Genomic DNA, 26373 nt, shown 5'->3' with positions numbered 1-26373 from the left:
GCATCCGGCACGAGAAAGACGACCCATGCCCTATATCCGCGAAACGATCCTCACCACGCGCTCGCCCGACGGCGCGGTGCATATCGCGCCGCTCGGGATCATCCAGGAGGGCGAGCATTGGGTGATCGCGCCCTTCCGCCCCTCGACGACGCTCGCGAACGTCGAGGCGACGGGGATCGCCATCGTGAACTACACCGACGAGGCGAAGATCTTCGCCGGCTGCCTGACCGGCCGCAAGGACTGGCCGCTCGCTCCCGTTCCGGGCTGCGACGTCCCCCGCCTCGAAGCGGCTCTCGCGCACGACGTCCTCGAGGTCGTGTCGGTGAAGGAGGACGAGACGCGGCCGCGCTTTTCCTGCCGCGTCGCCGCCTCGGGTCAGCACCGGCCGTTCCAGGGGATGAACCGGGCCAAGGCCGCCGTCCTCGAAGCCGCGATCCTCGTCAGCCGCCTGAAGATGCTGCCGCCGGACAAGATCGAGGACGAGATCGCCTATCTGAAGATCGCCATCGACAAGACCGCGGGCCCGGACGAGGAGCAGGCCTGGTACTGGCTGCTTGAAAGCGTGATCGCGCACCTCGCCGAGGTGGAGGCGGGGCGCTGAAGCCTTTCCGAGATGTGTGGATCTTCTGGTATATGTTGGTTTAAAAGGGGCGAAGTGCTCGGCTTCGGGAGACTGGCATGCAAGTTAAGCTCGCTGCGAAAATTGCCAAGGATTATGTCACAGATCTACTGGCAGACGAGAATATCGCGAATCTCGGCCTTGAGGAAGTCGTCTACAACGAAGAAGAGCAGGCTTGGAATATCACGCTTGGGTTCTCACGCCCATGGAACTCGTCGCGCAATGCCATCACTACGATCACAGGAGAGCCCGCCATTCGTCGCGCCTACCGGGTCGTGAAAGTCCGTGATGCGGATGGACAGGTCCTTTCCTTTACGAAGCGCGAGAACCTGGACTAGATGGCGGCAAAGCCGGTCCTCCTTGACACCAATCTCGCCGTCCTGCTGGTCGTCGGCCTCTTCGGCACCGACCTCATCGCTAGGCACAAGAAACTGCGCGCCTACGATCAGCGCGATTTCGAGATACTTCAGGAGCTTGTGTCCCCGGCTTCCGAGTTGATCTTCACTCCGCACATTCTGACCGAAATGTCGAACCTTCTTCGACAGATCGGCGATCCTCTCCGTTCTCGGCTGACAGAACTTTTTTCTAGATTCATTCTGACAGCGACGGAGCAAAGCATCGAGAGCAAAACGGCAGTCCGCAGAGCCGAGTTTACCAGACTGGGTCTGCCTGACAGCGTCAGCTTGTGCTTGGCGGAAACGGGCGCAGTCCTACTGACCGACGATCTCGATCTGTATCTTGCAGCCGAGCATGCTGGATTTGAGGCGATCAATTTTGCCCATGTCCAAGCTGCGCGGCCGGGGTTCAGGTAAACTTCGCCGAACGTGAGGCTATAGCCGTAGGAAGCGGGCCCATAGCCGCCTATCGATCGCCCGTGTCTGAACAGATCGTCTCACCCTCGAACCTTTCCGCCCTTCCCATAGTTGTCCCTGCAGATTTCGAACCGTTCCAGACTGCCGCAGCGCGTGGCGGCGTCTGACGCCGAAACCGAAGGGATTTCACGTGATCAGATTGACCGTCAACGGAACCGAGCGCGAGCTCGATGCCGATATCAGGACGTCGCTTCTCGACGCCCTGCGCGACCATCTCGCTCTGCCCGGCACCAAGAAGGGCTGCGACCATGGCCAGTGCGGCGCCTGCACCGTCCTCGTCAACGGCCGGCGCATCAACTCCTGCCTGACCCTCGCCGTCATGCATGAGGGCGACGAGATCACCACGATCGAGGGGCTCGGTGAGCCGGGCCGCCTGCATCCGATGCAGGAGGCTTTCCTCCATCACGATGGCTATCAGTGCGGCTATTGCACGCCCGGCCAGATCGTCTCCGCCGTCGGCATGCTCGGCGAGGTGAAGGACAATTGGCCGAGCCATGTCAGCGACAGGCTGACGGGTTCGCAGGACCTCAGCGACACCGAGATTTCCGAGCGCATGAGCGGAAACATCTGCCGTTGCTCGGCCTATCCGAACATCGTCGACGCCATCCGGACCGCGAGCGACAAGACGAAGGAGCCGGCATGAGAGAGTTTCAATATTCGCGCGCCAGCGATCTCGCCGAGGCCGGCCGGCTGGCGAAGGGCGGCGCGGCCCGTTTCATCGCCGGGGGCACCAACCTCCTCGACCTGATGAAGCTCGAGGTGGAGACGCCCGAGGCGCTGGTCGACATCACCCGTCTCCCGCTGAAGACGATCGAGGAGACCGCGGACGGCGGCTTGCGCATCGGCGCGCTGGTGCCGAATGCCGATCTTGCCGCCGATCCGCGCATCGCGGAGAACTATCCGGTGCTGTCGCGCGCGCTGCTCGCCGGCGCGTCGGGCCAGTTGCGCAACAAGGCCTCGACTGGCGGCAATCTCCTGCAGCGGACCCGGTGCTACTATTTCTACGACACGACGACGCCCTGCAACAAGCGCGAGCCGGGCTCCGGCTGCGGCGCGATCGGCGGCTTCAATCGCATCCACGCCATTCTCGGCGCGAGCGACAAATGTATCGCGACACACCCCTCCGACATGGCGGTGGCGATGCGCGCGCTCGATGCCGTGGTCGAGACGATGAAGGGCGACGGGTCGGCCCGCGAGATCGCGCTCGGCGAATTCTACCGTCTGCCGGGCGACACGCCGGAGATCGAGAACGTGCTGGAGCCGGGTGAGCTGATCACGGCGGTCCGTCTGCCGGTGCCGATCGGTGGCGTTCACATGTATCGTAAGGTGCGCGACCGTGCGTCCTACGCCTTCGCGCTCGTCTCGGTCGCCGCCGTTGTCAAGACCGACGGCGGCAAGATCACCGATGCCCGTCTCGCCTTTGGCGGTCTCGCGCACATGCCGTGGCGAGATGCGGCGGTCGAACGCGCGCTCGTCGGCGAGGCGCCGACGACTGCGACCTTCCAGAAGGCCGCCGACGTTCTGCTCGCCGAGGCCAAGGGCCAGGGTGAGAACGACTTCAAGATACCGCTTGCCCGCCGCACGCTGATTGCGGTGCTGCGCGACGTGACCGAGGGAGCCGGCCGATGAACACCCATGTAATGGACAAGAATATCGGCGAAACCCGGCTCGACCGGGCGACGCAGGGCGTCATCGGCAAGCCGCTGGACCGCTTCGAGGGGCCGCTCAAGGTTTGCGGCCGGGCACCTTATGCCTATGAGCATCTCCTCGATGAAAAGGAGATCGGCTACGGCTTTGTCGTGACGGCCGGTATCGGCAAGGGCAAGATCACCGGGATCGACGAACGTGCGGCAAAGGCCGCCCCCGGCGTCCTCGCGGTCGTCTCGGGCGACAAGATCCTGCGCTCCTCGGCCCAGCCGATGAGCCCGGCCGCACAGACGGTCGACGGCGAGGTCTTCCACTACGGCCAGCCGGTGGCCGTCATCGTTGCCACCAGTTTCGAGGCCGCGCGCCACGCGGCCAAGCTGGTCAAGGTGTCCTACCAGCCGACGGACGGTCGCTTCGACCTCGACAAGGTGAAGGGCGAGGGCCGCAAGTCGGACCAGGGCGTGATGCCCGCGGACACCGAACGCGGCGACTTCGAAAAGGCCTTCGCCGAGGCCGATGTCCAGTTCGACCAGACCTATACGACACCCAGCCACCATTCCTCGGCGATGGAGCCACAGGCGAGCGTCGCCAAATGGGATGGCGACAAGCTCACCGTGTGGTCGTCCTGCCAGTTGCTGGAATCGAACGTCAAGCAGATCGCCAACGGCGTCGGCGTGCCGGTCGAGAAGGTCCGCCTGCTCAGCCCCTATATCGGCGGCGGCTTCGGCAACAAGCTCGGCATCGGGCCGGATGCGGTGCTCGCCGCGCTCGGCGCGCGGGCAGCAGGACGCCCGGTGAAGCTCGCGCTTGCCCGGCCGCAGGTCTACCAGGCGACCTCGCGCCGGTCCGAGACGATCCAGCGCGTCCGCATCGGGACCACCAAGGCGGGCAAGATCGTCGCGCTTGGGCACGAGATCATCGCAACCAACTCCCCGGGCAACGGCTTCTTCGAGCCGGCCGGCGTTTCCTCGGTCTTCCTTTATGCGGGGGAGAACCGCAGGATCACCCATCGTCTCGCCGAGACCGACATCCTGATGACCTCGGCGGTGCGTGCGCCGGGCGAAGCGGTGGGCATGCTGGCCTTCGAGAACGCGATGGACGAGGCAGCCGAAAATCTCGGCCTAGATCCGATCGAATTCCGCAGGCTGAACGAGCCGGACAAGGACCCGCAGGACGACAAGCCGTTTTCCTCGCGCAAGCTGATGGCCTGTTTCGAAGAGGGCGCCAAGCGCTTCGGCTGGGACCAGCGGCCGAAGAAGCCGGGCTCGACGCGCAACGGCGAATGGCTGATCGGCTACGGCACGGCCGCCGCGTCGCGCAAGAACCAGATGATGAAGTCCTCGGCCGAGGTCTCGCTCTCGCCGGACGGCAGGGCGACGGTGAAGACCTCGATGACCGACATCGGCACCGGCACCTACACCATCCTGCAGCAGATCGCTGCGGAGATGCTGGGCTTGCCGGTCGCGGATGTCGACGTCATCCTCGGCGATACCGACCTGCCGCCCTCCTCGGGCTCTGGCGGCTCCTGGGGCGCGAATAGCGCGGGTTCGTCGGTCTATGTCGCCTGTGAAGCGGTGATCGGGAAGCTCGCGCAGCGGCTCGGCGTCGAGGCGGACGGGCTGACGCTCAAGGACGGCCAAGCCATTGCCAGCAATCGGCAGATCCCGTTTAAGGAAATCCTGAACGGCGAGACGCTGACCGAACTCGGCACGATCGAGCCTGGCAAGACCGACGAGGACTACACGCAGGCAAGCTATGGCGCGCATTTCTGCGAGGTCGCGGTCAACGCCTATACCGGGGAGACTCGGGTGAAGCGGCTCCTGACCGTGGCCGCGGCCGGCCGCATCCTCAACGAGAAGACCGCCACCTCGCAGTGCTATGGCGGTCAGATCTGGGGTATCGGTTCAGCGCTGACCGAGGAACTCGTCGTCGACACGCGCAGCGGCCTCCTCGTCAATCACGATCTGGCCGAATACCACGTTCCGGTGAATGCGGACGTGCCGAAGCTGGAAGTCGTGCTCCTGCCCGAGCATGATCCCTATGCGAGCCCGCTCGCGGGCAAGGGAATCGGCGAACTCGCCCTTGCGGGCGTCGGCGCGGCCGTCACCAACGCGATCTACAACGCCTGCGGCGTCAGGGTGCGCGACTATCCGATGACGCTCGACAAGGTGCTGGCGGGCATGCCGGCGGATATCGACGACGCGGCCTGAGCCGACTGCCCGACAACAGCCTTCGAAAGGGCCGGTGCGGATCATCGCACCGGCCCTTTCTCGTTTTCGGACCCAGCTTGCAAAACGGATCGTCCTGTGGCGCAGGAAGGGGCGGAACGCTGACAGGGAGACGAGCGATGATCTCAGGAGGAACGGATGCCGTTCACGAGGCGAGCTGCCGTTGCGGGCGCGTACAGATTGCAGCGCGGGGCCGGCCGCTGATCACCATGGCCTGCCATTGCACCGGGTGCCGGAAGATGACGTCGAGCGCCTTCTCGCTGAGCGCGCTCTATCCGGCCGACGCCCTCACCATAACGAGCGGCGAGCCGGTGATCGGCGGACTGCACGGCCCGACGCGGCACTATTTCTGCGGCTGGTGCATGAGCTGGCTGTTCACCCGACCTGAGGGGATGGACGACCTCGTCAACATCCGCTCCGCAATGTTCGACGATGCGCCGGCCTTCCCGCCCTATGTCGAGACCTTCACCAGCGAAAGCATGCCGTTCGTGACGGCCGGAGCGGAGCACAGCTTCGAACGCTTCCCGCCGCAAGACGCATTTCCGGAGCTTCTCGCGGCCTATGCGCAGTGGACCGGCTGATCGAACCCTGCTGCAAGCGAGCGGCAGTAGATTAGGCACCCTATACGAAAAAGGCCCCACTTCCTTCGAAGTAGGGCCTTTTCAGCGCGATGCGCGATGTTGTCGTCAACGCGTCGGTTGGGCCGCCAGTACATCCGTGGTCGGCCCGCTCTCGACGCGGACGGTCCGCGAGCCTTACGGCCGCGGAAAGAGCTTAGGAGACAACCTGGAGGTTGTCGGCCGACTTCTTGCCGGTGCGGCGGTCGGAAACGAGCTCGTAGGAGACCTTCTGGCCGTCCTGCAGGTCGCTCAGTCCGGCGCGCTCAACGGCGCTGATGTGGACGAAGGCGTCAGCGCCGCCGTCATCAGGCGCGATGAAGCCGAAGCCCTTTTGAGAATTAAACCACTTAACGGTTCCCGTCGTCATGGGAAACCCTTTCCAAGACATAGTTCAGATCGATCCGAAAATCCTTCGGATCGTTGTAGATCGATGGGGAAGGAAGAATCTTTGAACAGCGCGCTGAAATTCAGCGCTGGGCCCAAGTCCGGCCGTCTATCGACATTGCGAATATGGCGGAAAGCGAAAAGAATCACAAGAGCACGGCCGAATATTTCTGAAAATCGCGCGAGGGAGAAGCGCTGTCGCCGACGATCCTGCTGTGCGAAGGGGGCGACAGCCGGTCTTCGCGATGCGGCTTCTGGGGTTATAGCACCGGCAATCAGCCGAGACGCTTCTCGAAATGAAACCGCCTGATACCGCCACCGATGGTCTTGTTGCTGCCGGTCTCGGCGATCTCCTCGCGCAGGAGGTCGAATCCCGCACCGCGATAGAGCGCCAGGGCCGGTTGCTGCAGTTCCGAGGTCGAGAGTTCGAGGACGGTACTCCCGGTTGCGCGGCAGACCGCTTCGGCGTCGGCAAGCATTCGCCGCGCGAGGCCCCGCCGCTGAAAGTCGGGCGCGACATACATCCTGCGCAGTTCCATGCGGCCGGGACCGGTCGCCTCGAGGCCGTACATGCCGCGCAGGCGATCGCCCTCAATGGCCAAGCGAAAAGAGCCGTGCCGCTCGCGGTAGTAGTCGGCGATGCGGCCGATCTCCGCGGCGATGGATCGCGCGATATAGTCTTCGAATGCCGCGCGGCGGTCCGGTGGCGCGAGAGCGCGGTTCACCGTGACGAAGAGGTCGCGGACGGCACCGGCATACGTCTCGTCGAATGGCACGATCTGGACGAGATGCGCCGGCACTTGTGTCATGGCTTCCGCCTCGGGGCGGCGTGTTGCGGGGAGCCGGGGCGCATGGGTCAGCGACCGGCGAGGATCGCCAGCGCGGCCGCGGGCGCGGCGCGGCAGGCTGCGTCGCGCAGTTCGGCAGGGCAGTCGAACAGGTCGGAAAAGTCGACGACGCCGCGATCGAGCCGCGCCGCGAGCCGGCGCAGCACCGGCCGTCCGGCCCCGGCCACCACCACGGAGGCGTCGTCCGACAGATCGTCGCGCGACAGCACCTTCAGCGCGGCGTCGTGGACGAAGCGCAGCTGGGCTTCGGCGAAGGCATGGGCAAGCCATTCCCACGCGCCGTCGCTCGCCTGGCCGCAATCCATGCCGATCATGCGGGCGAGGCGGCGGCGCGATCCCTCGACGTCCTTGTCGCCGCTGTCGGCGGCCGGGTAGAGGTCGTCGCTCTCGTCGAGGATGCCGACCACCCGCTGGACGTCGGCCATGGTGGCGAAGAATTCGTTCATCACCGGAACCTCCCGCCCGGCAAAGGGGATCCTGGCCGCCACCGCCATCAGCGGCGTGCGGGTGTAGCCCTGATAGACGAGCTCTCCCGCGACCAGCCGCTCGCGATCGGTGCTGGCCTGCGCGCGCACGGTGCCGCCGAGGAGCGGCAGGATGTCCGTGGTCGTCGAGCCCATGTCGAGGAACAGCGCCTCCTCGATCGCGGCGGCGGCGAGGGCCGCGCTCGCATGCCAGTTCGCCGAGGCGATGTCGTCGGCATGGGCGCGGGCATGGCCCGGCGACAGGAAGCCGGCCGCCCCGCCATAGAGCGTCACGTCGCCGGTGAGGCGCTCGCACAGGATCCGGGTCAGTTGCTCCACCCCCTCGCGCCGCGAGGCGAAGACGTCCGACAGTTCGCCGGTCATGGTGATGGCGTGCCGCTCGGCGCCGCCGATCTCCTCGACCTCGCCGAGGATGCGTGTGAGGCCGGCCTCCAGATGTTCCAGGCCCTGCCAGATCGGCGTCGCCTCCTGCCAGATCTTCAGGATCCGGTCGTCCTCCGCGAGCGCCGCCTTCAGATGCGCGCCACCTACGTCCCAACCGAGTGTTCTTGGCATGTCAGTCCCGTTTCTGGCCCCTGGTGCGGGGCGGGCGAATACGCTCCGTCCCCGGCGCCGAAGTCTCTGGAGCACGCCATCGCCGACTGGCGGGTTTCCCCCGGCCGCGCCCCTGGTCTAGAGGGTTCCTATAGCATCGAAATTCAAAGCCGCGCGACAAGGACCCTCATGCAGATCATCCCGGTTCTCGACGTCAAGAATGGGCTGGTGGTGCGCGGCGTGATGGGCGATCGCGCAAACTACCGGCCAATCGAAACCCCGCTTGCCCCAAGCGCTGATCCCGTTGCGGTGACCAAGGGGCTGATGACGCTCGCAGATTTTTCGAAAGTCTACATCGCCGATCTCGACGCGATCGAAGGCGGCGCGCGCAACGAGCAGGTGATCGAGGCGCTGGCGGATGCTTTCCCGGCCATGCGGTTCTGGGTCGACGCCGGCGTTCGCAGCCGGGCCGAAGCCGAGGCGGTGCGGGCGATGCCGGGCTGCGTCGCCGTGCTCGGCTCGGAATCGGTGACGGACGCGGAGGTCGTCGCCGCCTTCTCGGGCGAATCGGACGTCGTCCTGTCGCTCGACTTTCGTGGCGAGACCTTTCTCGGGCCGGCGGAACTCCTCTCCGACGCCTCGCTCTGGCCGAGCCGGGTGATCGCGATGACGCTCGCCAAGGTCGGCAGCAGCGCCGGACCGGACCTCGGCCGCCTGCGCGGCATCAAGACCCTCGCTGGAGACCGCGCCGTCTTCGCGGCCGGAGGCGTGCGCGGGCCGCAGGACGTCGCGGCTCTTTCCGAGGCCGGAATCGCCGGGGCTCTGGTCGCGACCGCGCTGCATGACGGTCGGCTGACGAAAGACTTTCTCCGGTCCCTTGAGGGCTGATCGTCCGTCAGCTCATCCCGGCCAAGCACTTTCCGCCGACAACAAAGAAAAAGGGGCCGCTGTGGGCCCCTTTCCGTCTGTACGCTCTCCCTGAGGAAAACGGTCGGCTCCTATTGGAAGCCGAATTTGGCGGCCAATCGCCGGAGAAGGCCGGCGGGCATCGCCGGCTTGTCGTCTTCCCCGGGATGGTTTCTTGTCTAAGCTCCGGCGAACGGGTGAGCCGCGGAGCCCTTCTTCTGTACGACTTCCTGGGCCGTCGGCGTGCCCTTGATGGCGCGCTCGATGGATTCCATCGTGGCCTGGTAGTTGTACTCGCGGATCTTGGCGTCGTCCTCGGCTTCCCAGTGGATGAAGACGCCGACGCAGATGAACAGGTCGTCGGCCTCGGCGGCCGGGATGATGCCCTTCTCGACGCTGTCGGCGACCGCGCGCGCAACCGCGGTCTGAGCCGGGCCGAACATCTGGACGGCCTGCTTGGCGCCCTTGATGGTCACCTTGTTGAACATCACCGTGTTCGGCTTGGTGGGCAGGTTCGGCGCAACGACCGCGAGGAGCGTCGTGAAGCCGTCCTTGTTGTTGGTCAAGGAGTTGCAGAACGCCGACTCGGCCGCCGAACCGCGGGGTCCGATGATCAGGTCGATATGCGCGACCTCGTTGCCTTCACCGACGAGCGACTCGCCGACCATCACCTTGTTGATGGTTGCCATGAGCAAATTCCTCCAAATGTTTCGCTAACTGGTCCGACGTCGCCGCCGTCCCAATTGAAGAACTTCCGATCCCGGGAAGAAAGCGGCAAGACGCGGCCCCAATACGGACGCATCGAGCGATCTCCCTCCCGACTGCCGGGCTGAGATCCCGGCATACGGCTATCCTTGTTGGCGGCGTCCCAACGGGACCGGTTAGCCAGATAGCTTCGGGGCCACATGGACCCCGACGTGCGACAGTCAATCACCCCGTGTCTGGTTCCGCAAGGGATTTGGCGAAAAGCGAGGCGACTGTCAGGTCGGCCGAGGTGCCCGGGTTGAGGCGCGACCGCTTCAACTCGTCGTCGAAGGCGAGGGCGGTCGCCACGGCCTGGCGAGAATCGCCTATAGCGCTCAGTCGCTTGCTGAATTCGGTAAACCTCCGGCGCACGGCTTCCGCCTGATCCAGCCCGTACTTCCGCAGGATGTGGCTGTCGGGAAATGTCGCGGCGAAGGCGAGATAGCAGTGGAGCGCCGACCCGAGCCCCTCGAAGGGTTCGCTCTCCCATGGTGCCTGGTCGAGAGCGGGAAGGCCGATCGCGAAGACCCCCTCGAAGCCGTCCCGATATTGCCGGGCGACGAGGTCGCGATCGGCAGCGAGACTCATCGCCTCCACGAGGGAGATCGTCGGGGCGTCCCGCACATCGTGGCTGTTGCGATCGCCGAGCCCGCCCGGGGAGGCTCTGGCGATCGCGGCGAAGGCATCGCGGGCATCCTCTGCCGTCAGGTCGGCGAGGACCGCCTTTACCGCGCCTTGCAGGGCTGCAGGACTGGCAGCGGGCGAGGGGCGGGCGGCGTCTAGGCGTTCGGCCGCCGCCGCCAGAGGAGCCGCAAGCAGGACGATGCCGAGATTGGTGTTCATGCCGGCCGCCTGCCAGCTGGCCTCTGTGGCCTTCAAGATCCGTTCTCCGACCGGCATGCCGGGCGCCGCGACGAAGGGGGCGGACGCAACAGCACTTGCGACGAACAGCGCCGCATCCATGCCATGGCCGGGGGCGAAGCGGTGGACATTACCGGGTTTCACGACGTCCAGTTCCGCCTCGCAGGCGGCGACGAAGGCGTCTGCGACGGCCTTCGCGTCAACTGTCATGCGAGCGCCGGCAGGGCGGCCGGCTCGCCGGCCCGGTGCGGCCGTGCCTCGACCTCGGCGAGGAGATCGCGAGCCCGGATGTCCGCGATGTCGAGGCCGGTCGCCTTCTTGAGGCCCGTCCAGGCGGGCATGGAGTTCACCTCGATCACCTGCGCCTGCCCGTCCGGATCGCGCAGGAGATCGACGCCGCAGAAATCGCCGCCGATCGCCGCGGCCGCGGCGACAGCGAGGTCCTCGAGCTCAGCGTCGGACGCCATCGGAAGGGCGGTCGCGCCCTGCTTTATGTTGGTGATCCAGTTCGGCGCCTCGCGCCGCATCGCGGCAACGACCCGGCCAGCGGACACGAGGATGCGATAGTCGGTCCAGCGGCCCGCGGCTGCGAAGCCGGCAAAGCGCTGGAGGTAGTAGACGCCGCCGGCGATCTGATCGTGCGCAGGCAGGTCTTCGGCCGTTCCGATCAGCTTCAGCCCCTTGCCCTGCGCGCCGAAGAGCGGCTTCAGGACCAACGGCCGGTTTTCCGAGGCCACGATCGCCTCGGCCGCGCTCCGGCTTTCGATGGCCCAGCTGCGCGGACTGGGAACACCCGCCTGTGCGAGCAGGAAGCTCGTCATCGACTTGTCGACGCAATTCTCGATCGCCCGGGCATCGTTGGAAACGAGGACGCCCAGCCGCGCAAAGGCGTGGAGGATGCCGAGCCGGCGGGTGACGGCCTCAAAGCTGCCGCCGTCCATCGTGCGCACGCAGACCGCATCGGGCAGGCCGGCGCCGAAATGCGGAATCGACAGGCCGCCTGGCGCGGCCGTATCGAAGCCGATCTCGGCGAGGCCCATCGCGTGCACGATCGCGCCGCGCGCTCCGAACGCCGCGATCAGCTCGCGGGCATGGCGGTCGAGATCGGCGGTTACGAGCAGGATGTGCGGCGGAGACATCATCGCCGGGTCAGCCGAAGGATGCGTCGACCAGCTTGGGATCGACCGCGCCGCCTCGGTAGGTCTCGCCCGATTCCAGGGAGACAACCTCGACCTCGGCCGGCGAGAACAGCATCGGGTCGATCTTGTAGAAATCGCCCTCGTACTGGCGGAAGACGTCGGCGAAGGGACGGCCATAGTCGTTCGAATTCGAGCTCGGCAGCTTCTCCGCCAGGGCCTTCGCCTCGTCGGCCGGGCCGGTCACATGGAGCATGATCCGTCCGCCATAGATGACCGCGTCGTTGGTCCGACCCATCGCGGTGATGAAGTCGGGATGCGGCGGGGCCAGCGGCGCCGTACCCATCCCCTCGACGATCCGCGAGAGGTCGAACTTCAATTCATGCGCCTTGTGGAGCGCGACTTCGACGACGCGGCCGACGATCTGGACCGAACCGGCGAGCGACTGCGTCGGCGCGAAGACGATGGTCAGGTTTTCCGGCGCGATGTCGCAGTCATTGGCGATCCGGCGCACCAGGTCCTCGGGCGGCGGGCTCGCCGCCTCGAGGACGATCGTCGCCTGCTCGCTCTTGTCGGCATAGGCGATGTCGCGGAAGAGGTCCTCCCGGCCTGCGAGCGCCCGCGCCGGGCCGGATCCCATGGAGAAATAGGCGTTCTCGCCTTCGCCCGAGGTCAGCTGCCAGCCGGCATACTGGCTCCCGAGGCAGGCGATCACGGGATTGGAGGACCGCACGGTGAGGGTGAACGGCCAGCGCGTAAGATAGGGTGACGAGCCGATGTCGACGGTGCCGAGGCCGCCGAGACAGATCTCCGTCATCAGCCGCCCCGCCTCGATCGAGCCGGGAACGGTCGATCCGGCATCGATCAGCGTCTCACCCGCCGGCCCCTGCGACACGCTGATGCGAAGCTCCGCCGCCCGCAGACGCATGTCCTCGACCAGCGAAAGGACTCCGGCATTCACCGACAGACCACTTGAATGACTCATGCCGCTCTTCTCCCCAAAGCAATCTTGATTTCGCTCGTCCGCCGGCGAAACAACGCCTCGGCCGCCGCAATGTCGTTCGCCCGCGCGACAATGGTACAGATCGGCTCGCCCGGGCTAAATCGCGCCGGCGGTGCCGTGCGGTCCCGCGTCCAGTCCGGCCAGTGGAAGCCGGCGGGCACCTCGATGTCGCGATCGGCCCAGGCAAGGCCGCTCGCCCGGCACTCCTGCGGCGCGGCGAGCGTCTTCGGCAATTTGCCGCGGCATGCATCGAGATGCAGGGCCATCACCGGCTGAAGATCGCTGTCGAAGATGTCGAGCGTCGCGCCGGCCCGTGCGTTGACCTCGAGCAGCACCGGCTCGTCCTCGGCGAGCACGAAGTCGGCGCTGGCGAGACCGGTGATCGGAATTTTGGCGAGGAGCCGCGCGATCGCGTTCTCCATCGCCTCGGCCATCGCGACCGGTCCCGGCAGCGGGCCCACCGCGCCGCCATAGCGGAAGGGTTCCGCTGCGGACGGGTCGGCCCATTGCCGGGTGAAGCCGAGGCCGAAATGGCGGGCGCCGGACGCGACGAAGGCAAATGAGATGCGGTCTCCGGCGACGAAGCGCTGATAGTAGCGGTTTTCCGCCGGTGCCGCGTCTCCCCAGGCGACATGGCTGCCGCCGGCGCCGCCGACCTGCTTCGACAGCCAGTTCCGTGCGTCGCCCGGCGGCCTCCGCCGGATCTCCGGATGTACGATGCCGGCCGCGCGGCAAAGCGCGGCGAAGGTTTCGGGATTCTTCAGCCGCCGCTGCGTCGCCGCGTCCGTGCCGAGGATCGGCCAGCGCCGGCCGATCGCCTCCAAGAGCTCAGGCCTGTCCTCGAAGCCCGCGCCATAGACGAAGCCGACGGGAGATCGTCCCGCAGCCAACCGCTCGAGCGCTTCGAGGAGGGCGTCGCCATCGAACCCGTCGGGATAATGGCCGTGCAGGACCTCGCTTTCCGCGGCCGCCTCGGCGAGGTCGAGATCGCCGAAGAGGTCGAGCGCCAGCGCGTCGATGCCCGCGCGTTTCAGGCTCGCCGCGATCTGGCGAGCCGAAAAGGCGGCGGCCAGGATCGATGGGCGCTCGGGCTCGCTCACGAGACCAGCGTACGGGCGAGCTGGAAGGCGTCGCGGAAGTCGAGGACCTGCGGCTCGCCCGCCTCGATCATCCGGCGCAGGAGACCATGCTCGGTCTTCGACTTGATCGGGCCGACCGCCAGCGCGCCGATGCCGAAGGCATTCGTGCCTTCGATGGGTTCCGCATCGGCCATGACGTCGACGCCTTCGAGGCCGAGCGGCGGAACGGCATTGACGTCGGCGGCGACGAGCAGCTTGCCCGCCGCCTTGAGCTGCGAGGCGCTGAGGACCTGGACGCCGGCCTTGGCGGCGGTGAGGATGACGTCGACGTCCTTCACGATCGTCGTGTTCTTCTCGTCGCTGGACCCGTCGGCAGGCTCGACCTTCGCGCCGAAGCGCTCCTTCATCTCGTCGCCGCGCTTGGCGACCCGGTCGATGCCGCTATAGCCGACGATCTGGACCCTTGCGCCTTCAAGCGCCGCGATCACGGCCGCGCAGTAGCCGACGACGCCGGTGGCACCGAAGACGGCGATCGAGACGTCCTTCAGCGCCTTCTGGTGCTTGTTCTTCAGCGTGCGTTCGACGCAGGCGACCATGGCCGCGGCGGTCGTGAACGAGCCGGCGGGATCGGCCATGATGTTGCAGCCGAAGGGCGGAACCAGCGCGTTCTTCGCTGCGTCGATCATGTCGAGCGCGAGGACGGCGTCGTCGCCGCCGAAGAAGACGGCCGAGTTCACGCCGAGATTGGGAGGGCGCGAAAAGATGACGTCCTGGACGAGGTCGGCGATCTCCTCGAGTGTCACCTCCTCGTAGGGCGTCACGGAATCGTAGCCGGCATCGAGCGCCATGTTCACGTCGAACGGGCTGACGTGCTTGTGCGGCGTCATCATGTGCAGGATGTGCTTGTCGGCCATCTTCGTGTCCTCCGATCGTTCAGGTCTCTTCCGCCGAAGGGCGGGCTTGTCAGGGGTTGGGTGGCGGCGGCGTCAGCCGGTCGCGTTCAGTCTGTGGGCGGCGCCGCGTTCGATCAGCGCACCGTGGTTGCGGCCGCACACCACGCGCAGGTCGAGCCGCTCCGCCGTGCCGCCCGCGCGCAGGCGCTCCACCAGCCGCTTCGCCTCGCGCTCCGATTCGGCGAAGGCGAAACCGGTCGGGCCCCAGGAACTTTGTCCGATCCCGTGCGCCCCGTCGGCAGCGAGCGCCGCGCAGGCCGCCGCTACGCGGGGGCTGGTGAAGATGCCGCCCTGCGCTGCCGCGAAATGACCGCCAACCATCTCCTGGATGGCGGCGATGGCAGAGCCAAAGGCGCCGATGTCGGCTTCCGCAAGGCCCGGCAGGGCCTTCAGGAGGACCAGCCGGCAGATCTCGGCCGCGCCGCTCTCAGGGAAGATGGGAAGGGCGGCGAAGGCGTCGAGTTCGTCCCGCCCATGGAATCCTTCGACATTCGGATCGAGGACGAGGATGACGCGCCAAGCCTCGGGGAAGGGCAGCCGAGCGATGAGCGGCGGCGGCAGCTGCGAATCGCCCTTGCCGCCGTCGACGGCGACCCCGCCATGCGAGACGAAGGCCGCGCCGAGGCCCGATCGCGCGCCGCGGCCGAGCCGCGCGGCATCGCCTGCCGGATCCTGCTCGCGGCCTTCGAGCGCCCGAAGCGCCATCGCGACGGCAAGTGCGAGCTGGGTGCCCGACCCGAGGCCGCTATGGGCGGGAATCGCTTCTTCGACGGCGAGACCGTGGGCCGCCCTGATCGACAGCATGCGCCGCATCGTCTCGAGATGCTGCGCGGCGCGCTCGGCCTCCGGTCCCGTGATCGTGTCGCGGGCGCTTCGGCGCAGGCTCACCCGGGTCGTGGGCTGATCGAGCGCAAGGCCGATCCCGCCGAACTTGCGGCCGAGACTGCCGCCGGGATCGAGAAATCCCAGATGCAGACGGGCCGGCGCCGAGACAGTGACGACATCGTCAGTCAAAAAATTGTCCTGCCTTCCAAGTGCCCGCACCCTATTATTGCGGCTGATGTCATCCGGGCAAGGGAGAAAAGCCATGGCCGCCAAGACGTTTTCGGAGTCGGAAGTCGAGGAGAAGCTGAAGGTCGAACTGCCGACATGGCGGCTCGAGGAGGGCTGGATCCGGCGCACCTACAAGACCAACAGCTGGAAGGGCACGCTGATGGTGATCAACGCCGTCGGCCATCTCGCCGAAGCCGCCTTCCACCATCCCGACATCACCGCATCCTATGCCTGGGTGGAGGTGCGGCTGATGAACCATGCGGCCAAGGGGATCACCGAATCCGACTTCGCCCTCGCCAAGAAGATCGAGGAAGTGGTGATGTGGCAGCCGGGCAAGGAGGACGGACCGCTGCAGGGCACGCCGGACGACCCGCGCTTTGCCTATATCAAATACGACAAATCCTGAGCCGGGACGGGAAGGGCTTTGACCTTCCCGTTCGACCTAGTAGTTTCGGGCACGGGCACAGAAAGCGTAGCGTTGTGGACATTGCATGGATCGACGGGCAACCGACATCCCGTGAGAAAGCCGTCGCCGCGGCAGCGGATCTCCTCCGCGCCAGCCGCCTTCCCATCTTCGACGGGCTTCGAGCCGATCTGGCCGCGATAAGGGCCGCGATCGGGCTCGCCCGGGCCGCCGGCGGGGTGATCGATCACCACTCCTCCGCGGCGATCTATCCGACCATTTCGGCGATCCGCGATTCCGGCGCTTTCCTCGCCGCTCCCGCGGAGATGCGCCGGCGTGCCGACCGCATCCTCCTCGTCGGGCCGGATCCGTTCGCCCATGCCCCGGATCTGCCGGACTTCCTGCTCGCGGGCGAGCCCGACCTCGGCACACGCACACGCGGCCACCAGCGGCAGGTCGTCTGGCTCGGCGCCCCCGAAGGCGCGACGCTCCCGGGCAAGGCATCCGTGCGGCTGGTTCGTTGCGAAAAGGCCGATCTCACCGACGCGCTGTCGATGATTCGCGCCGCCCTTGCCGACCGCCGGTTCGGCCAGGGGCCGCTTCAGGCGGACGAGACGCGCGAACTCGCCGGCTGGCTGAAGGGCGCGGGCTTCGGCTGCGCGATCTTCTCGGCGAGCGATCTGGACGCGCTCGGGGCCGAGATGCTCCTCGGCCTCGTCGGCGATCTCAACGCCGGCACGCGGTTCTCGACGCTGCCGGTGTTTCCGGGCGACGAGGTCTATGGCGCCGCGCTGGCCGCGACCTGGGCGACCGGCTTTCCGCTGCGGGTGTCGCTCGGCCGCGGCGCTCCCGAACACGATCCCACTCTGTTCGAGGCCGGCCGGCTGGCCGCCTCGGGAGAGGCGGACCTTCTTATCGACGTCTCGGCGCTCGGCGAGGGGGAGAGCGCCCCGCCCGAAAGGACGGGCAGCCTGCCGGTCATCGCGGTCGCATCCGGCATGTCCGCTCCGCCGCGATCGGCAAAGGTGGCTTTCTCCGTCGCCGCTGCCGGCCGTGACCATGACGGCGTTTTCTTCAACGCCCGCTTCGGCAGCTTCGCCCCGGTTTCGGCAGGCGCAAGGGCCGGCGCGCTGCCAACGGCCGCCGAGATCCTGAACGCCCTTGCGGCGGAACTTGCCCCCGAGGCGAGGGACGCGGCGGCATGACCTATCAACAAGGAGGAGCGTCGCCATGCTGACGCACCTGAAGAACGGCCATGTCGTCGACCCGGCGCATGAGCGCGACGGCGTCGGCGACGTCTTCATCGAGGACGGCGTCGTCGTCGACGCACCGGGAGAGGGGCGCACGGCCGACGAGACGATCGACTGCAGCGGACTCGTCGTCATGGCGGGGGCCATCGACATCCATTCCCATATCGCCGGCGGCCATGTGAACACGGCGCGGCTGCTGCTGCCGGAGTTCCACCGCGCCCATCAGGCGCGGCCGGCGACGACCCCGCTCGGCCAGGTCGGCTGGACCACCGAAGAAACCGGGCTGCGCTATGCCGCCATGGGCTTCACCACGGTGGTGGAGCCGGCGATGGCGCCGCAGAGCGCGCTGCATGCCCATATGGAGCTCGCCGACACCCCGATCATCGACAAGGCGACGCTGGTCGTCCTCGGCAATGACGATCTCCTGATGCGGATGATCCGCGATGGTGAGAGCGATGCGGCGATCGAGGATTATGTCGCCTGGGTCGTGTCGACCTCGCGGGCGCTGGGCGTCAAATGCATCAACGCCGGCGGTTCCGCCGCCTTCAAGGAGAATGTCCGCAAGTTCGACTTCGACGACGTCGTGCCGGACTATGGCGTCTCCTCGCGCCAGGTCGTGAAGAGCCTGCAGGGAACGGTGAACCGGCTCGGCATCCCGCATCCCCTCCATGTCCACTGCAACAATCTCGGCGTCCCGGGCCAGTCGGTCGCGGCCATCGAGGCGACCATCAAGGCCGCGGAAGGCGTGCCGCTGCATCTCGCCCATATCCAGTTCTATGGCTATGGGCAGGAGGGCAAGCGCGGGTTCTCCTCGGAAGGACAGCGGCTCGCCGATCTCGTCAATGCCACCAAGGAGGTGACGGTGGACATCGGGCAGGTGATGTTCGGGCCGACCGTGACGATCTCCTCCGACGAATTGCGCCAGTTCGCCGGTCGGGGGCAGGCGAGCCCGAAGAAGGCCGTGATCATGGATCACGAGGCGAATGGCGGCGGCGTCGTGCCGATGGACTACAAGCAGAAGAGCTATTTCAACGCGCTGCAATGGGCGATCGGGCTGGAACTCTTCCTCCTGATCGAGGATCCGAGCCGGGTGTTCTTCACCACGGACCATCCGAACGGCGCGCCCTTCACGTCCTATCCCGACATCTTCGCACTCCTGATGGACCGGGGCGTGCGCCAGAAATGGCTCGACGCCCTGCCGAAGTCGGTGGTCAAGATGACCAGCCTGCCGGAGATCGAGCGCGAATATACACTCGGCGAGATCGCGACGATGACGCGGGCGGCGCCCGCCCGCCTGCTCGGGACGCCCGATCGCGGCCATCTTGGCAAGGGCGCGGTCGGCGACGTTGCGGTCTACCGCCCCGGCGACGACAAGGCGCAGATGTTCGGGCGCGCGGCCTATGTCCTCAAGGACGGACGGCTGGTCGTGAAGGACGGGGCGGTGATCAGGCGCACCTTCGGCCGCGCCCTGACCCTGCGCCCCGAGCCGGACCAGGCGATGGTCAAGCGCCTCGACCGTTATTTCGACGAGAGCTACGGGCTCTCCTCGCGCTGGTTCGAAGTGCCCGATCATGCCCTCGGCCGCGAAAATCCGTTCAAGGTGATGCAATGCCGGACGTGAACGAGCCGATGGTCGTCAACGGCGTGACGATCGACGACAGCTTTGCCGAGGCCTTCCCGATGACCGGGACGGCGATCCAGGTGACAGCCGATTCCGAGAAATGGGCGCTCGAAGCGGCGCGCTCGTTCACGGGCTTTGCCACCTCGGTCATCGCCTGCGGCTGCGAGGCGGGCATCGACCGGCTGCTTTCGCCCGATGAGACACGGGACGGGCGGCCGGGCGTGCGCATCCTCATCTTCTCGATGGCCAAGGACGGGCTCGCCAAGCAGCTCGGCACCCGGCTCGGCCAATGCATCCTGACCAGCCCGTCTTCGGCCTGCTATGCCGATCTTCAGGGCGAGGAGGAGATCGATCTCGGCTCGGCGATCCGCTATTTCGCCGATGGCTGGCAGGTCTCCAAGAAGTTCGAGGGCAAGCATTTCTGGCGCATGCCGGTGATGGAGGGCGAGTTCCTCTGCGAGGCGCGGACCGGGATCACCTCGGCCGGCGTCGGCGGCGGCAATCTCCTCTTCCTCGCCCGGACCTCGCGCCAGGCGCTCGCCGCCGCCGAGGCGGCGGTCGCCGCGATGAACAAGGTTTCCGGCGCGATCATGCCGTTTCCCGGCGGCATCGTGCGCTCCGGCTCCAAGGTCGGCGGCAAGTACAAGAACATGATGGCCTCCACCAACGACGCCTATTGTCCGACGCTGAAGGGCGTGACGAACTCGGCGCTCGGCCCGGAGATCGGCTCGGTGCTGGAGATCGTCATCGACGGCCTGACCTATGACGCGGTGGCCGACGCCATGCGCGTCGGGCTGAAGGCGGCCGTCGACCTCGGGCCGGAGGAAGGGGCGCTCAGGATCGGCGCCGGCAATTACGGCGGCAATCTCGGACCGCACCACTTCCATCTGAAGGATCTCGCGCCATGAGCGGCCTCACCTTTCGCAAGAAGGCCGAGCCCGAACAGCGGCTCGACCTTTCCGCCCTGATCCCGTCGCGGCTCACCGGCCTGTCGATCGGAGAGATCGCCGCGCTTCCCATCGGCACGACCAAGGTGCCGGTGTGCGCGGGCGACCTCTTCGACGTCACCGGCGACGACCCCGCCGACATCCGCTTCGAGGGCGGATCGGAGCGCTTCGACCGGATCGGCGAGGCGATGGAGGGCGGGACGATCACCGTCGAGGGCGATGTCGGCATCCGCTGCGGCCGGGTCATGCGAGACGGCCGCATCACCGTTACAGGCTCGGCCGGCGCCCATGCCGGATCGGCGATGAGTGGCGGCTTCCTGTCGATCGCGGGCGATGCAGGAGCCCATCTCGGCGGCGTTCGCGACGGCGAGACGATCGGCATGAGCGGCGGCGCGATCAAGGTCGGCGGAAGCGCCGGCGAGCGCGCCGCGGACCGGCTGCGGCGCGGCACGATCGCGATCATGGGCGATGCCGGTCCAGACGCCGGCAGCCGGATGATCGCCGGCACGCTGGTCGTCGGCGGCAAGGCGGCGGGCACGCCCGGCCGGCTGATGAAGCGCGGCACGCTGATCCTGTGCGGCGGCGCCGAGCGGCTGTCGCCGACCTTCCTCGACAATGGCCTAGCCGATCTGTTGATCCTGACCGTGATGGCCAGGGCGTTCGCGGCCGGCGAGATTGGCGCTGTGCCCTTCGCGGGACTTTCCATGCGGCGGCTGGGCGGCGACACGGCCGTTCTCGGCAAGGGCGAGATCTTCCTGCCGGTCGGCTGACGGGCTCCGAGCGGCTCCGGCTGGTCCCCTCCGGAAAAGAGGGTGGGCCAATCTGTCGCGCGTCCCAGGCAGGGCCGTTCCAGGCCCTGCGCCCTACCTCCGGCGCATCCGCGGATGGCTGCCATCCGTAGATGCGCGTGGGCACAAGAAGAACCCGCCGGAGGAAGCGCCGATGGTCGATCTGATCCTTACCGTCTGCATGATCACCAACCCGTCCTCGTGTCACGAGGAACGACTGACCTATCAGGCCGGCAACGGCCTGTCCCAATGCATGATGCTGTCGATGCCCTACGTGGCCGCGTGGGCCGGCGACCATCCGAAATGGAAGGTGAAGACCTGGAAGTGCGCCTGGCCGGACGCGCGCAACCCGGCCATCTGAGCTGGGGCTGCCTCGCCGCTACGCGGCTGCCGCGGGCAAAACTTCCCGCCGGCCTTCCCTCCGCTCTCGCCTTTTGGCCCGGCCGCGCTTAATCCGTGAGCCGGGTACCGAAACGAGAAAGGGAGAGACATGGCAGCACAGCCCCCGATCTGCGATTTCGGATGGCAGGCAGTCGACGCGGAGCTTCCGGGTGTCGACGGCAAGACGCATCGCATCCTCGACCAGCGCGGCGAGAACGGCCTTCTCATCGTCTTCATCTGCAACCACTGCCCCTATGTGAAGGCGGTGATCGACAGGCTGGTGCGCGACGCCAAGGAGCTTGCCGAACTCGGCATCGGGACGGTCGCGATCTCGTCCAACGACGCCGACACCTATCCGCAGGACTCCTTCGAGGCCATGCAGGCCTTCGCGAAGGCGCATGGCTTCCCGTTCCCCTATCTCTACGACGAGGACCAGAGCGTCGCGCGAGCCTATGGCGCGGTCTGCACGCCGGACTTCTTCGGCTTCGATCGCGATCTCGGCCTGCAATATCGCGGCCGGATCGACGCCTCGCGCAAGGAGACGGCGCCGGAGGGAACGCGGCGCGACCTCTTCGAGGCGATGCGGCAGGTCGCGAGGACCGGCGAGGGCCCGCGAGAACAGGTTCCCTCGATCGGCTGCTCGATCAAGTGGAGGGACGCCGCATGAGCGCCGCTCCCGGTTGGCCGAAGGCGGTGCTGTTCGATCTCGACGGCACGCTGATCGATTCCGCGCCCGACATCCACGCGTCCCTCAATGAGACGCTCGCAAGCTATGGCGAGCCTCCCTTCACGCTGGAGGCGGTGACGCGGATGGTCGGCGGCGGCGTGCCGAAGCTGATCGAACGCGCCTATGCGGCGCTCGACAAGGAACTCGACCCCGCGACCCGCGACAGGATCGTCGAACGCTTCCTCGCCATCTACGAGCCGCGGGCGACGGAACTGACGACGCTGTGCGCCGGCGCGAGCGAGGCGACGCGGGAATTCGCCGAGGCTGGCGTGAGACTCGGCGTCGTCACCAACAAGCCGGAGGCCGCGACCCGTGAGATCCTCCAGCACTTCGCGCTTCTCGGTCTGCTCGACGTCGTGGTGGGGGGCGATGCCGGCCCAGCCAAGAAGCCCGAGCCGGGACTTCTGTTCCTTGCCTGCGAACGGATGAACCTGACGGTCGACGACGTGGTCTTCGTCGGAGACAGCGAGAACGACGTCGAGGCGGCGCGGGCGGCGGCGATGACGGTGATCGCCGTGCGCGGCGGCTATACCGTGCTTGCGCCGGAGGCGCTCGGCGCGACCGCGCTGGTCGACAGGCTCGACGAACTGCCGAATGTCCTTGCAGCTCTGCGCGCCGACCGCGGACGAAGTTGACGCTTCGTCCGGTAGGACTAGCTAAGTCATTGATGCGGTTCACTTGCCGCGCTGCGTGAGGCGGCGCGGTGGCAAGGGCTGACGATGACCTACCAGCAAGCCGAGACCGGCATTCTACTGGCGACCATCGCGATATGGGCAATTATCCTCGTGGCTGCTCTGTGGCTGCATGCGTGACTTGACCACGATGGTCTTCGTCGCGCGTGCAGCCCCGGCGCGGCGTTTGTCGGGGTTGGATGGCGTTCGTTTCGATCTGTCGGACACATCTTCCGTCCAGAGAAGCTGACACCAATCGAAATCTGCGTGTTGTCCCAAGCTTTTGTGCCCGGTCCATGCAACCCGGCGCGGCTCAACAGCGTTAGCGAAGTGTATTGCGTGAGAACCCCCCTTTGCGACTGACGGAGGGGATTAACGGTTGGGCGGAACCATGGTGAAGATCGACGACGCGGAGGCGGTGCGCAAGCTCGCCTATGAAATCTGGGAGCGTGAAGGCTGCCCGAGCGGCCGCGAGCATGAGCATTGGGCGGAGGCGAACCGCATCCATGCGAGCCGCATGCCACGCGAGCCGCAACAGCCGATTGCAGCCACCGTGGCGTGGGATCGCCGCGAGGCAGAACGGCAGGAGATCGACCTCTTGCGCCGGGCGCTGTGGACGCCGGAGCCTTTCTCGGCAGACCTTTATGCCGAAGAAGCGGTGAATGCTCGCAGGTTGGCGAATTCCTGGCGGCGACGGACGGGCTTTCCGGGGCAGGCTGCGATCGGACAGGGGGCGAATGTCTCGAACATGCTGCCCCGGACGGGTACGGGACGCTGACCTGCCTGTCGTTTCTGCGGCACATCGCTTCCCTGTGAGACCTTGATAGAAGCGGCCGTCCGAGCCATCGGGCGGTCGCTTCTTTTTGTGTGCCTTGAAGGTGTTGCACCGCTGTCAGGCGCTTCGGCTCCACTCGTGCGCCGAGGCTCCCGGTCGTCAGTGATAGACGATGCGTGGCAGCCAGGTGATGATTTCGGGGAAGAGCATGCACAAGACCAGGCCGATGAGCTGGATTCCGAGGAAGGGCAGGGCGGCACGGAAGATCCGCGTCATCGGGATTTCCGGCGGGGCGACGCCTCTGAGATAGAACAGCGCATAGCCGAAGGGCGGCGACAGGAAGCTCATCTGCATGTTGACGAGGTAGAGGACGCCGAACCACAGGACGAGATCGTCCGGGGTCTCGAGTCCAAAGCTCTGAGCTCCGAGCGACTTGATCACCGGCACGAAGATCGGGACGCACAGGAGCAGGATACCCACCCAGTCGAGGAACATGCCGAGGAAAATCAGGATGATCTGCATGACGATCAGAATTCCCCACGGCCCGAGGCCCATGCTCTGCATCGCCGCCGAGACGAATTCCTGGCCCCCCTCGAGCACGTAGAGCCCGACGAAGATCGTCGCGCCGAACATGATCCAGATCACCATGGCCGAGGCCTTCAGCGTCGTCAGGCAGGCGGCTTGGACGGTCGGCCAGTCGAGCTTCCTGTGGATCGCGGCGACGATGAAGGCGCCGAACGTGCCGATGCCTGCGGCTTCCACGGGCGTTGCGACGCCCGAGAAGATGACGCCGAGGACGACCACGATGAGCGCGATCGGCGCCGACATCTTCGACAGGACGCGCAGCTTTTCCACGAAGGAGATCCGCTCCTCCAGCGGCGCCGGTGGCCCGAGCTTGGGATTGATATAAGAGCGCACGACCACGTAAAGCACGTAGAGACCGGATAGGAGCAGGCCGGGAAACACGGCGCCGATGAAGAGTTCGCCCACCGACTGTTCGGCGACGACCGCATAGATGATGGCCAGGATCGAGGGCGGGATCAGGATGCCGAGCGTGCCGCCGGCCATGATCGAGCCCATGGCGATCTCGGGATCGTAATTGCGCTTCAGCATCGCCGGCAGCGCGATGATGCCCATGGTCACGACGGCAGCCCCGATGACGCCGACCATGGCGGCGAGGATGGTCGAGGCGATGATCGTCGCCGCGGCGAGCCCGCCGTTGAGCCCGCCGAGCACCTTGTAGATGACGTCGAACATGTCGTTGATGATGCCCGCCCGTTCGAGCATCGCCGCCATGAAGATGAACAGCGGGATCGCCGACAGCTGGTAGTTCGTCATCAGCGGGAAGATGCGGGACGGCACGATGTTGAGCGTCTGCCAGTCGCCGAGGACGAACAAGAAGACGCAGGCAAGGCCGCCGGTGACGAAGGCGAGCGGCAGGCCGGCCATGAGCAGCAGCAAGAGGCTGCCGAACATGATCAGCGTGAGCCAGCCGATTTCGATCTCGAGACCCATGGCTCAGGCCTCCCTGGCGGTGTGCGGGACGCCGGTTGCAAGGACCCGGAAGTCCTGGGCCAGCTTGGCGACCCCCTGCAGGACGATCAGCGCGGCGCCGACCACGATCGCCCATTTGAACGGCCAGTAGGCGAGCTGCCATTCGGTGAAGGAGACCTCGTTCACACGCGTCGCGTCGGCCGCGAAGATCCAGCCGGTGGCGAGCAGTACGCCGGCGAAGATAAAGAAGAACACCGAGGTCAGAATATCCGCCATCGCCTTTCGCCGAGGCGACAGCGGGGCGTAGAAGACGTCCACCCGCACATGGCTTTCGCACAGCATCGCATAGGCGCCGCTGATCAGATACTGCATGCCGAACATCAGATACATGCCCTCATGGGCCCAGTTGGTCGGAGAATTGAAGACGTATCGGGCGACGACCTCGTAGTAGTAGACGAAGACGGCGATGACCGACCAATAGGAGACGAATTCGCCACTGTAGAAGCTGAGAGCATCGATCCAGCCGCTCCAGCCGCGAGCGACATGCGAGCGGTCCTTCTCGAATTCGCTCTGTTCGACGGCATCGACCGCCTCATCCGCCGGGTCCGCCCGGTCGTCGATCCGGGCGTTCGCACGCCGCACCATCATCGGCATGAGGACCGCGTCGAGGGCCATGAAGGCGAGGATGGCGAGGAAGCAGACGAAGGCGAACACTTCCCAGTAGCGCCGGTCGGCGCCGGAGCTATCGGCCACCACCTGCTTGTCCCTCAGGTCGGCCTCCGCCTGGGCGATCCGCTGCTGCGAGGACTCCATGCGGCGCTCCTGCCGCTTCAGGCGCAGCTCGACGCTGCGCTTGGCGAAGGAGCCTTCCTCGGCGGCCGCGAGATCCTCGCGCAGCGAGGCCAGCTGCGCCGCGTCGTCTTCGGCGCGCGCGGTCTCGCGCTCGATCGTCGACTGCGAGACGCGCACGATGTTGCTGGCGTCGGAGAAGGCTTCGCGGGCGGTGCGCTGGTGCGCGTTGGCGAACAGGATCGCAAAGAAGAGCGGCAGGTAGAGAAGGCCCCACAGGCTCTTCAGGTAGAAGCGGTGCAGGCCGAGCATGCCGCCGGTGATCAGCACGAAATAGGCGAGCGGAAGCGAATAGAGCCGTCGGTTTCCAGGCGTCGGTCGGCGCCCGCGGCGGGCCATGACCATGGCGACGATCGGAAACACGACGAGCATGGCCCAGTACAGCCAGTGCGGCAGCACGAACGTCAGGCTCGGCATGGCGATTCCTGAATGAAGGGGATGAAGCAGGGATGGGCGCGCGCAGGCGCGCCGGGTCGGTCCCGGCGCGTCTCCCGC

The 26373-nt window shown here is 66.6% G+C and carries 29 protein-coding genes; 17 read left to right on the top strand and 12 right to left on the bottom strand.

The window, feature by feature from the left end; all coding sequences use genetic code 11:
- The first annotated feature begins 25 nt into the window (after window positions 1–25).
- The 7 genes from LH400_RS12495 to LH400_RS12465 all read left to right on the top strand — a co-directional run bounded on the left by LH400_RS12495 (window position 26) and on the right by LH400_RS12465 (window position 5947).
- Entirely contained in the window at window positions 26–601 is a 576-nt protein-coding gene (locus LH400_RS12495; protein WP_229153049.1) for a DUF447 domain-containing protein, read from the top strand.
- A 77-nt stretch (window positions 602–678) separates the two neighbouring features.
- Window positions 679–957, top strand: a complete 279-nt coding sequence (locus LH400_RS12490) for a hypothetical protein (protein ID WP_229153048.1) — start codon at window positions 679–681, stop codon at window positions 955–957.
- Window positions 958–1431 (top strand): PIN domain-containing protein, encoded by a 474-nt coding sequence (locus LH400_RS12485; protein WP_229153047.1) that lies wholly within the window; start codon window positions 958–960, stop codon window positions 1429–1431. It abuts the gene before it with no gap.
- A 190-nt stretch (window positions 1432–1621) separates the two neighbouring features.
- The gene (locus LH400_RS12480) at window positions 1622–2134 is read left to right on the top strand and encodes a 2Fe-2S iron-sulfur cluster-binding protein (RefSeq protein ID WP_370638380.1); all 513 of its coding nucleotides are present in this window, start codon (window positions 1622–1624) and stop codon (window positions 2132–2134) included.
- A complete protein-coding gene (locus LH400_RS12475; RefSeq protein ID WP_229153046.1) occupies window positions 2131–3120 on the top strand; it encodes an FAD binding domain-containing protein in 990 nt (329 codons plus the stop codon). Before LH400_RS12480 ends, LH400_RS12475 begins: the two co-directional genes overlap by 4 nt.
- Complete coding sequence (locus tag LH400_RS12470; protein ID WP_229153045.1) at window positions 3117–5348, top strand: xanthine dehydrogenase family protein molybdopterin-binding subunit; 2232 nt, start codon at window positions 3117–3119, stop codon at window positions 5346–5348. The genes LH400_RS12475 and LH400_RS12470 overlap by 4 nt, the downstream gene beginning before the upstream one ends.
- Before the next feature lie 137 nt (window positions 5349–5485).
- Window positions 5486–5947 carry a GFA family protein gene (locus tag LH400_RS12465; RefSeq protein WP_229153044.1) on the top strand — a complete coding sequence of 154 codons (462 nt, stop codon included), beginning with the start codon at window positions 5486–5488 and terminating at the stop codon, window positions 5945–5947.
- A 193-nt stretch (window positions 5948–6140) separates the two neighbouring features.
- On the opposite strand, the gene LH400_RS12460 is transcribed toward LH400_RS12465, so the two are convergent.
- From LH400_RS12460 to LH400_RS12450, 3 genes are all read right to left on the bottom strand, one after another.
- Window positions 6141–6353 carry a cold-shock protein gene (locus LH400_RS12460; protein WP_229153043.1) on the bottom strand — a complete coding sequence of 71 codons (213 nt, stop codon included), beginning with the start codon at window positions 6351–6353 and terminating at the stop codon, window positions 6141–6143.
- A 292-nt stretch (window positions 6354–6645) separates the two neighbouring features.
- Window positions 6646–7179 (bottom strand): GNAT family N-acetyltransferase, encoded by a 534-nt coding sequence (locus LH400_RS12455; protein WP_229153042.1) that lies wholly within the window; start codon window positions 7177–7179, stop codon window positions 6646–6648.
- Between the two features lie 47 nt (window positions 7180–7226).
- Window positions 7227–8258, bottom strand: coding sequence for a hydantoinase/oxoprolinase family protein (locus LH400_RS12450; protein ID WP_229153040.1), 1032 nt, complete (start codon window positions 8256–8258; stop codon window positions 7227–7229).
- A gap of 168 nt (window positions 8259–8426) precedes the next feature.
- On the opposite strand from LH400_RS12450, the gene LH400_RS12445 reads away from it, so the two are divergent.
- The gene (locus LH400_RS12445) at window positions 8427–9125 is read left to right on the top strand and encodes a HisA/HisF-related TIM barrel protein (RefSeq protein WP_229153038.1); all 699 of its coding nucleotides are present in this window, start codon (window positions 8427–8429) and stop codon (window positions 9123–9125) included.
- A gap of 197 nt (window positions 9126–9322) precedes the next feature.
- Here LH400_RS12445 and fae read toward each other — a convergent pair whose 3' ends face one another.
- The 7 genes from fae to LH400_RS12410 form a co-directional block, all read right to left on the bottom strand.
- Window positions 9323–9832 carry a formaldehyde-activating enzyme gene (fae, locus tag LH400_RS12440; protein ID WP_229153037.1) on the bottom strand — a complete coding sequence of 170 codons (510 nt, stop codon included), beginning with the start codon at window positions 9830–9832 and terminating at the stop codon, window positions 9323–9325.
- A 241-nt stretch (window positions 9833–10073) separates the two neighbouring features.
- Window positions 10074–10958 carry a triphosphoribosyl-dephospho-CoA synthase gene (locus LH400_RS12435; RefSeq protein WP_229153036.1) on the bottom strand — a complete coding sequence of 295 codons (885 nt, stop codon included), beginning with the start codon at window positions 10956–10958 and terminating at the stop codon, window positions 10074–10076.
- A complete protein-coding gene (locus tag LH400_RS12430; RefSeq protein WP_229153035.1) occupies window positions 10955–11890 on the bottom strand; it encodes a RimK family alpha-L-glutamate ligase in 936 nt (311 codons plus the stop codon). Before LH400_RS12430 ends, LH400_RS12435 begins: the two co-directional genes overlap by 4 nt.
- Window positions 11891–11897: 7 nt before the next feature.
- On the bottom strand, window positions 11898–12869 hold the full coding sequence (gene mch, locus LH400_RS12425; RefSeq protein WP_229153034.1) for a methenyltetrahydromethanopterin cyclohydrolase: 972 nt from the start codon (window positions 12867–12869) through the stop codon (window positions 11898–11900).
- The gene (locus tag LH400_RS12420) at window positions 12866–13987 is read right to left on the bottom strand and encodes an ATP-grasp domain-containing protein (protein ID WP_229153032.1); all 1122 of its coding nucleotides are present in this window, start codon (window positions 13985–13987) and stop codon (window positions 12866–12868) included. The genes mch and LH400_RS12420 overlap by 4 nt, the downstream gene beginning before the upstream one ends.
- A complete protein-coding gene (locus tag LH400_RS12415) occupies window positions 13984–14880 on the bottom strand; it encodes an NAD(P)-dependent methylenetetrahydromethanopterin dehydrogenase (RefSeq protein ID WP_229153031.1) in 897 nt (298 codons plus the stop codon). The genes LH400_RS12420 and LH400_RS12415 overlap by 4 nt, the downstream gene beginning before the upstream one ends.
- A gap of 72 nt (window positions 14881–14952) precedes the next feature.
- Window positions 14953–15933 carry a beta-ribofuranosylaminobenzene 5'-phosphate synthase family protein gene (locus LH400_RS12410; RefSeq protein WP_229153030.1) on the bottom strand — a complete coding sequence of 327 codons (981 nt, stop codon included), beginning with the start codon at window positions 15931–15933 and terminating at the stop codon, window positions 14953–14955.
- 73 nt (window positions 15934–16006) lie between these two features.
- Here LH400_RS12410 and LH400_RS12405 point away from each other — a divergent pair, with 73 nt between their 5' ends.
- From LH400_RS12405 to LH400_RS12365, 9 genes are all read left to right on the top strand, one after another.
- Window positions 16007–16378: a 4a-hydroxytetrahydrobiopterin dehydratase gene (locus LH400_RS12405; protein ID WP_229153028.1), complete on the top strand. Its 372-nt coding sequence runs from the start codon at window positions 16007–16009 to the stop codon at window positions 16376–16378.
- A gap of 74 nt (window positions 16379–16452) precedes the next feature.
- Window positions 16453–17580 carry a molybdopterin-binding domain-containing protein gene (locus LH400_RS12400; RefSeq protein ID WP_229153027.1) on the top strand — a complete coding sequence of 376 codons (1128 nt, stop codon included), beginning with the start codon at window positions 16453–16455 and terminating at the stop codon, window positions 17578–17580.
- Between the two features lie 25 nt (window positions 17581–17605).
- Window positions 17606–19246 carry a formylmethanofuran dehydrogenase subunit A gene (locus tag LH400_RS12395; protein WP_229153026.1) on the top strand — a complete coding sequence of 547 codons (1641 nt, stop codon included), beginning with the start codon at window positions 17606–17608 and terminating at the stop codon, window positions 19244–19246.
- Window positions 19234–20154, top strand: coding sequence for a formylmethanofuran--tetrahydromethanopterin N-formyltransferase (fhcD, locus tag LH400_RS12390; protein ID WP_229153025.1), 921 nt, complete (start codon window positions 19234–19236; stop codon window positions 20152–20154). The genes LH400_RS12395 and fhcD overlap by 13 nt, the downstream gene beginning before the upstream one ends.
- Window positions 20151–20963 carry a formylmethanofuran dehydrogenase subunit C gene (locus LH400_RS12385; RefSeq protein ID WP_229153024.1) on the top strand — a complete coding sequence of 271 codons (813 nt, stop codon included), beginning with the start codon at window positions 20151–20153 and terminating at the stop codon, window positions 20961–20963. Before fhcD ends, LH400_RS12385 begins: the two co-directional genes overlap by 4 nt.
- 172 nt (window positions 20964–21135) lie before the next feature.
- Entirely contained in the window at window positions 21136–21342 is a 207-nt protein-coding gene (locus LH400_RS12380; RefSeq protein WP_229153023.1) for a hypothetical protein, read from the top strand.
- Window positions 21343–21471: 129 nt separating this feature from the next.
- Window positions 21472–22029, top strand: a complete 558-nt coding sequence (locus tag LH400_RS12375; RefSeq protein ID WP_229153021.1) for a thioredoxin family protein — start codon at window positions 21472–21474, stop codon at window positions 22027–22029.
- Window positions 22026–22724 carry a phosphoglycolate phosphatase gene (gene gph / locus LH400_RS12370; RefSeq protein WP_229153020.1) on the top strand — a complete coding sequence of 233 codons (699 nt, stop codon included), beginning with the start codon at window positions 22026–22028 and terminating at the stop codon, window positions 22722–22724. Before LH400_RS12375 ends, gph begins: the two co-directional genes overlap by 4 nt.
- Window positions 22725–23139: 415 nt before the next feature.
- Window positions 23140–23538 (top strand): DUF2934 domain-containing protein, encoded by a 399-nt coding sequence (locus tag LH400_RS12365; protein ID WP_229153019.1) that lies wholly within the window; start codon window positions 23140–23142, stop codon window positions 23536–23538.
- Window positions 23539–23694: 156 nt separating this feature from the next.
- Here LH400_RS12365 and LH400_RS12360 read toward each other — a convergent pair whose 3' ends face one another.
- Entirely contained in the window at window positions 23695–25050 is a 1356-nt protein-coding gene (locus LH400_RS12360) for a TRAP transporter large permease (RefSeq protein ID WP_229153017.1), read from the bottom strand.
- A gap of 3 nt (window positions 25051–25053) precedes the next feature.
- Window positions 25054–26295 carry a TRAP transporter small permease subunit gene (locus LH400_RS12355; protein ID WP_229153016.1) on the bottom strand — a complete coding sequence of 414 codons (1242 nt, stop codon included), beginning with the start codon at window positions 26293–26295 and terminating at the stop codon, window positions 25054–25056.
- Window positions 26296–26373: the final 78 nt, after the last annotated feature.

Origin of the sequence: Jiella soli, from assembly GCF_020615385.1 — a bacterium.
GTDB lineage: Bacteria > Pseudomonadota > Alphaproteobacteria > Rhizobiales > Rhizobiaceae > VKMB-3413.
The sequence above is the reverse complement of the archived record's forward strand: the minus strand, read 5'-3'. Positions and strand labels throughout refer to the sequence as shown.

Bases quoted from the DNA above. Each gene is read 5' to 3' on its own strand.
- LH400_RS12495 (WP_229153049.1), top strand. From the start codon at position 26: ATGCCCTATATCCGCGAAACGATCCTCACCACGCGCTCGCCCGACGGC.
- LH400_RS12490 (WP_229153048.1), top strand. From the start codon at position 679: ATGCAAGTTAAGCTCGCTGCGAAAATTGCCAAGGATTATGTCACAGAT.
- LH400_RS12485 (WP_229153047.1), top strand. From the start codon at position 958: ATGGCGGCAAAGCCGGTCCTCCTTGACACCAATCTCGCCGTCCTGCTG.
- LH400_RS12475 (WP_229153046.1), top strand. From the start codon at position 2,131: ATGAGAGAGTTTCAATATTCGCGCGCCAGCGATCTCGCCGAGGCCGGC.
- LH400_RS12470 (WP_229153045.1), top strand. From the start codon at position 3,117: ATGAACACCCATGTAATGGACAAGAATATCGGCGAAACCCGGCTCGAC.
- LH400_RS12465 (WP_229153044.1), top strand. From the start codon at position 5,486: ATGATCTCAGGAGGAACGGATGCCGTTCACGAGGCGAGCTGCCGTTGC.
- LH400_RS12460 (WP_229153043.1), bottom strand. From the start codon at position 6,353: ATGACGACGGGAACCGTTAAGTGGTTTAATTCTCAAAAGGGCTTCGGC.
- LH400_RS12455 (WP_229153042.1), bottom strand. From the start codon at position 7,179: ATGACACAAGTGCCGGCGCATCTCGTCCAGATCGTGCCATTCGACGAG.
- LH400_RS12450 (WP_229153040.1), bottom strand. From the start codon at position 8,258: ATGCCAAGAACACTCGGTTGGGACGTAGGTGGCGCGCATCTGAAGGCG.
- LH400_RS12445 (WP_229153038.1), top strand. From the start codon at position 8,427: ATGCAGATCATCCCGGTTCTCGACGTCAAGAATGGGCTGGTGGTGCGC.
- fae (WP_229153037.1), bottom strand. From the start codon at position 9,832: ATGGCAACCATCAACAAGGTGATGGTCGGCGAGTCGCTCGTCGGTGAA.
- LH400_RS12435 (WP_229153036.1), bottom strand. From the start codon at position 10,958: ATGACAGTTGACGCGAAGGCCGTCGCAGACGCCTTCGTCGCCGCCTGC.
- LH400_RS12430 (WP_229153035.1), bottom strand. From the start codon at position 11,890: ATGATGTCTCCGCCGCACATCCTGCTCGTAACCGCCGATCTCGACCGC.
- mch (WP_229153034.1), bottom strand. From the start codon at position 12,869: ATGAGTCATTCAAGTGGTCTGTCGGTGAATGCCGGAGTCCTTTCGCTG.
- LH400_RS12415 (WP_229153031.1), bottom strand. From the start codon at position 14,880: ATGGCCGACAAGCACATCCTGCACATGATGACGCCGCACAAGCACGTC.
- LH400_RS12405 (WP_229153028.1), top strand. From the start codon at position 16,007: ATGGCCGCCAAGACGTTTTCGGAGTCGGAAGTCGAGGAGAAGCTGAAG.
- LH400_RS12395 (WP_229153026.1), top strand. From the start codon at position 17,606: ATGCTGACGCACCTGAAGAACGGCCATGTCGTCGACCCGGCGCATGAG.
- fhcD (WP_229153025.1), top strand. From the start codon at position 19,234: ATGCCGGACGTGAACGAGCCGATGGTCGTCAACGGCGTGACGATCGAC.
- LH400_RS12385 (WP_229153024.1), top strand. From the start codon at position 20,151: ATGAGCGGCCTCACCTTTCGCAAGAAGGCCGAGCCCGAACAGCGGCTC.
- LH400_RS12380 (WP_229153023.1), top strand. From the start codon at position 21,136: ATGGTCGATCTGATCCTTACCGTCTGCATGATCACCAACCCGTCCTCG.
- LH400_RS12375 (WP_229153021.1), top strand. From the start codon at position 21,472: ATGGCAGCACAGCCCCCGATCTGCGATTTCGGATGGCAGGCAGTCGAC.
- gph (WP_229153020.1), top strand. From the start codon at position 22,026: ATGAGCGCCGCTCCCGGTTGGCCGAAGGCGGTGCTGTTCGATCTCGAC.
- LH400_RS12360 (WP_229153017.1), bottom strand. From the start codon at position 25,050: ATGGGTCTCGAGATCGAAATCGGCTGGCTCACGCTGATCATGTTCGGC.
- LH400_RS12355 (WP_229153016.1), bottom strand. From the start codon at position 26,295: ATGCCGAGCCTGACGTTCGTGCTGCCGCACTGGCTGTACTGGGCCATG.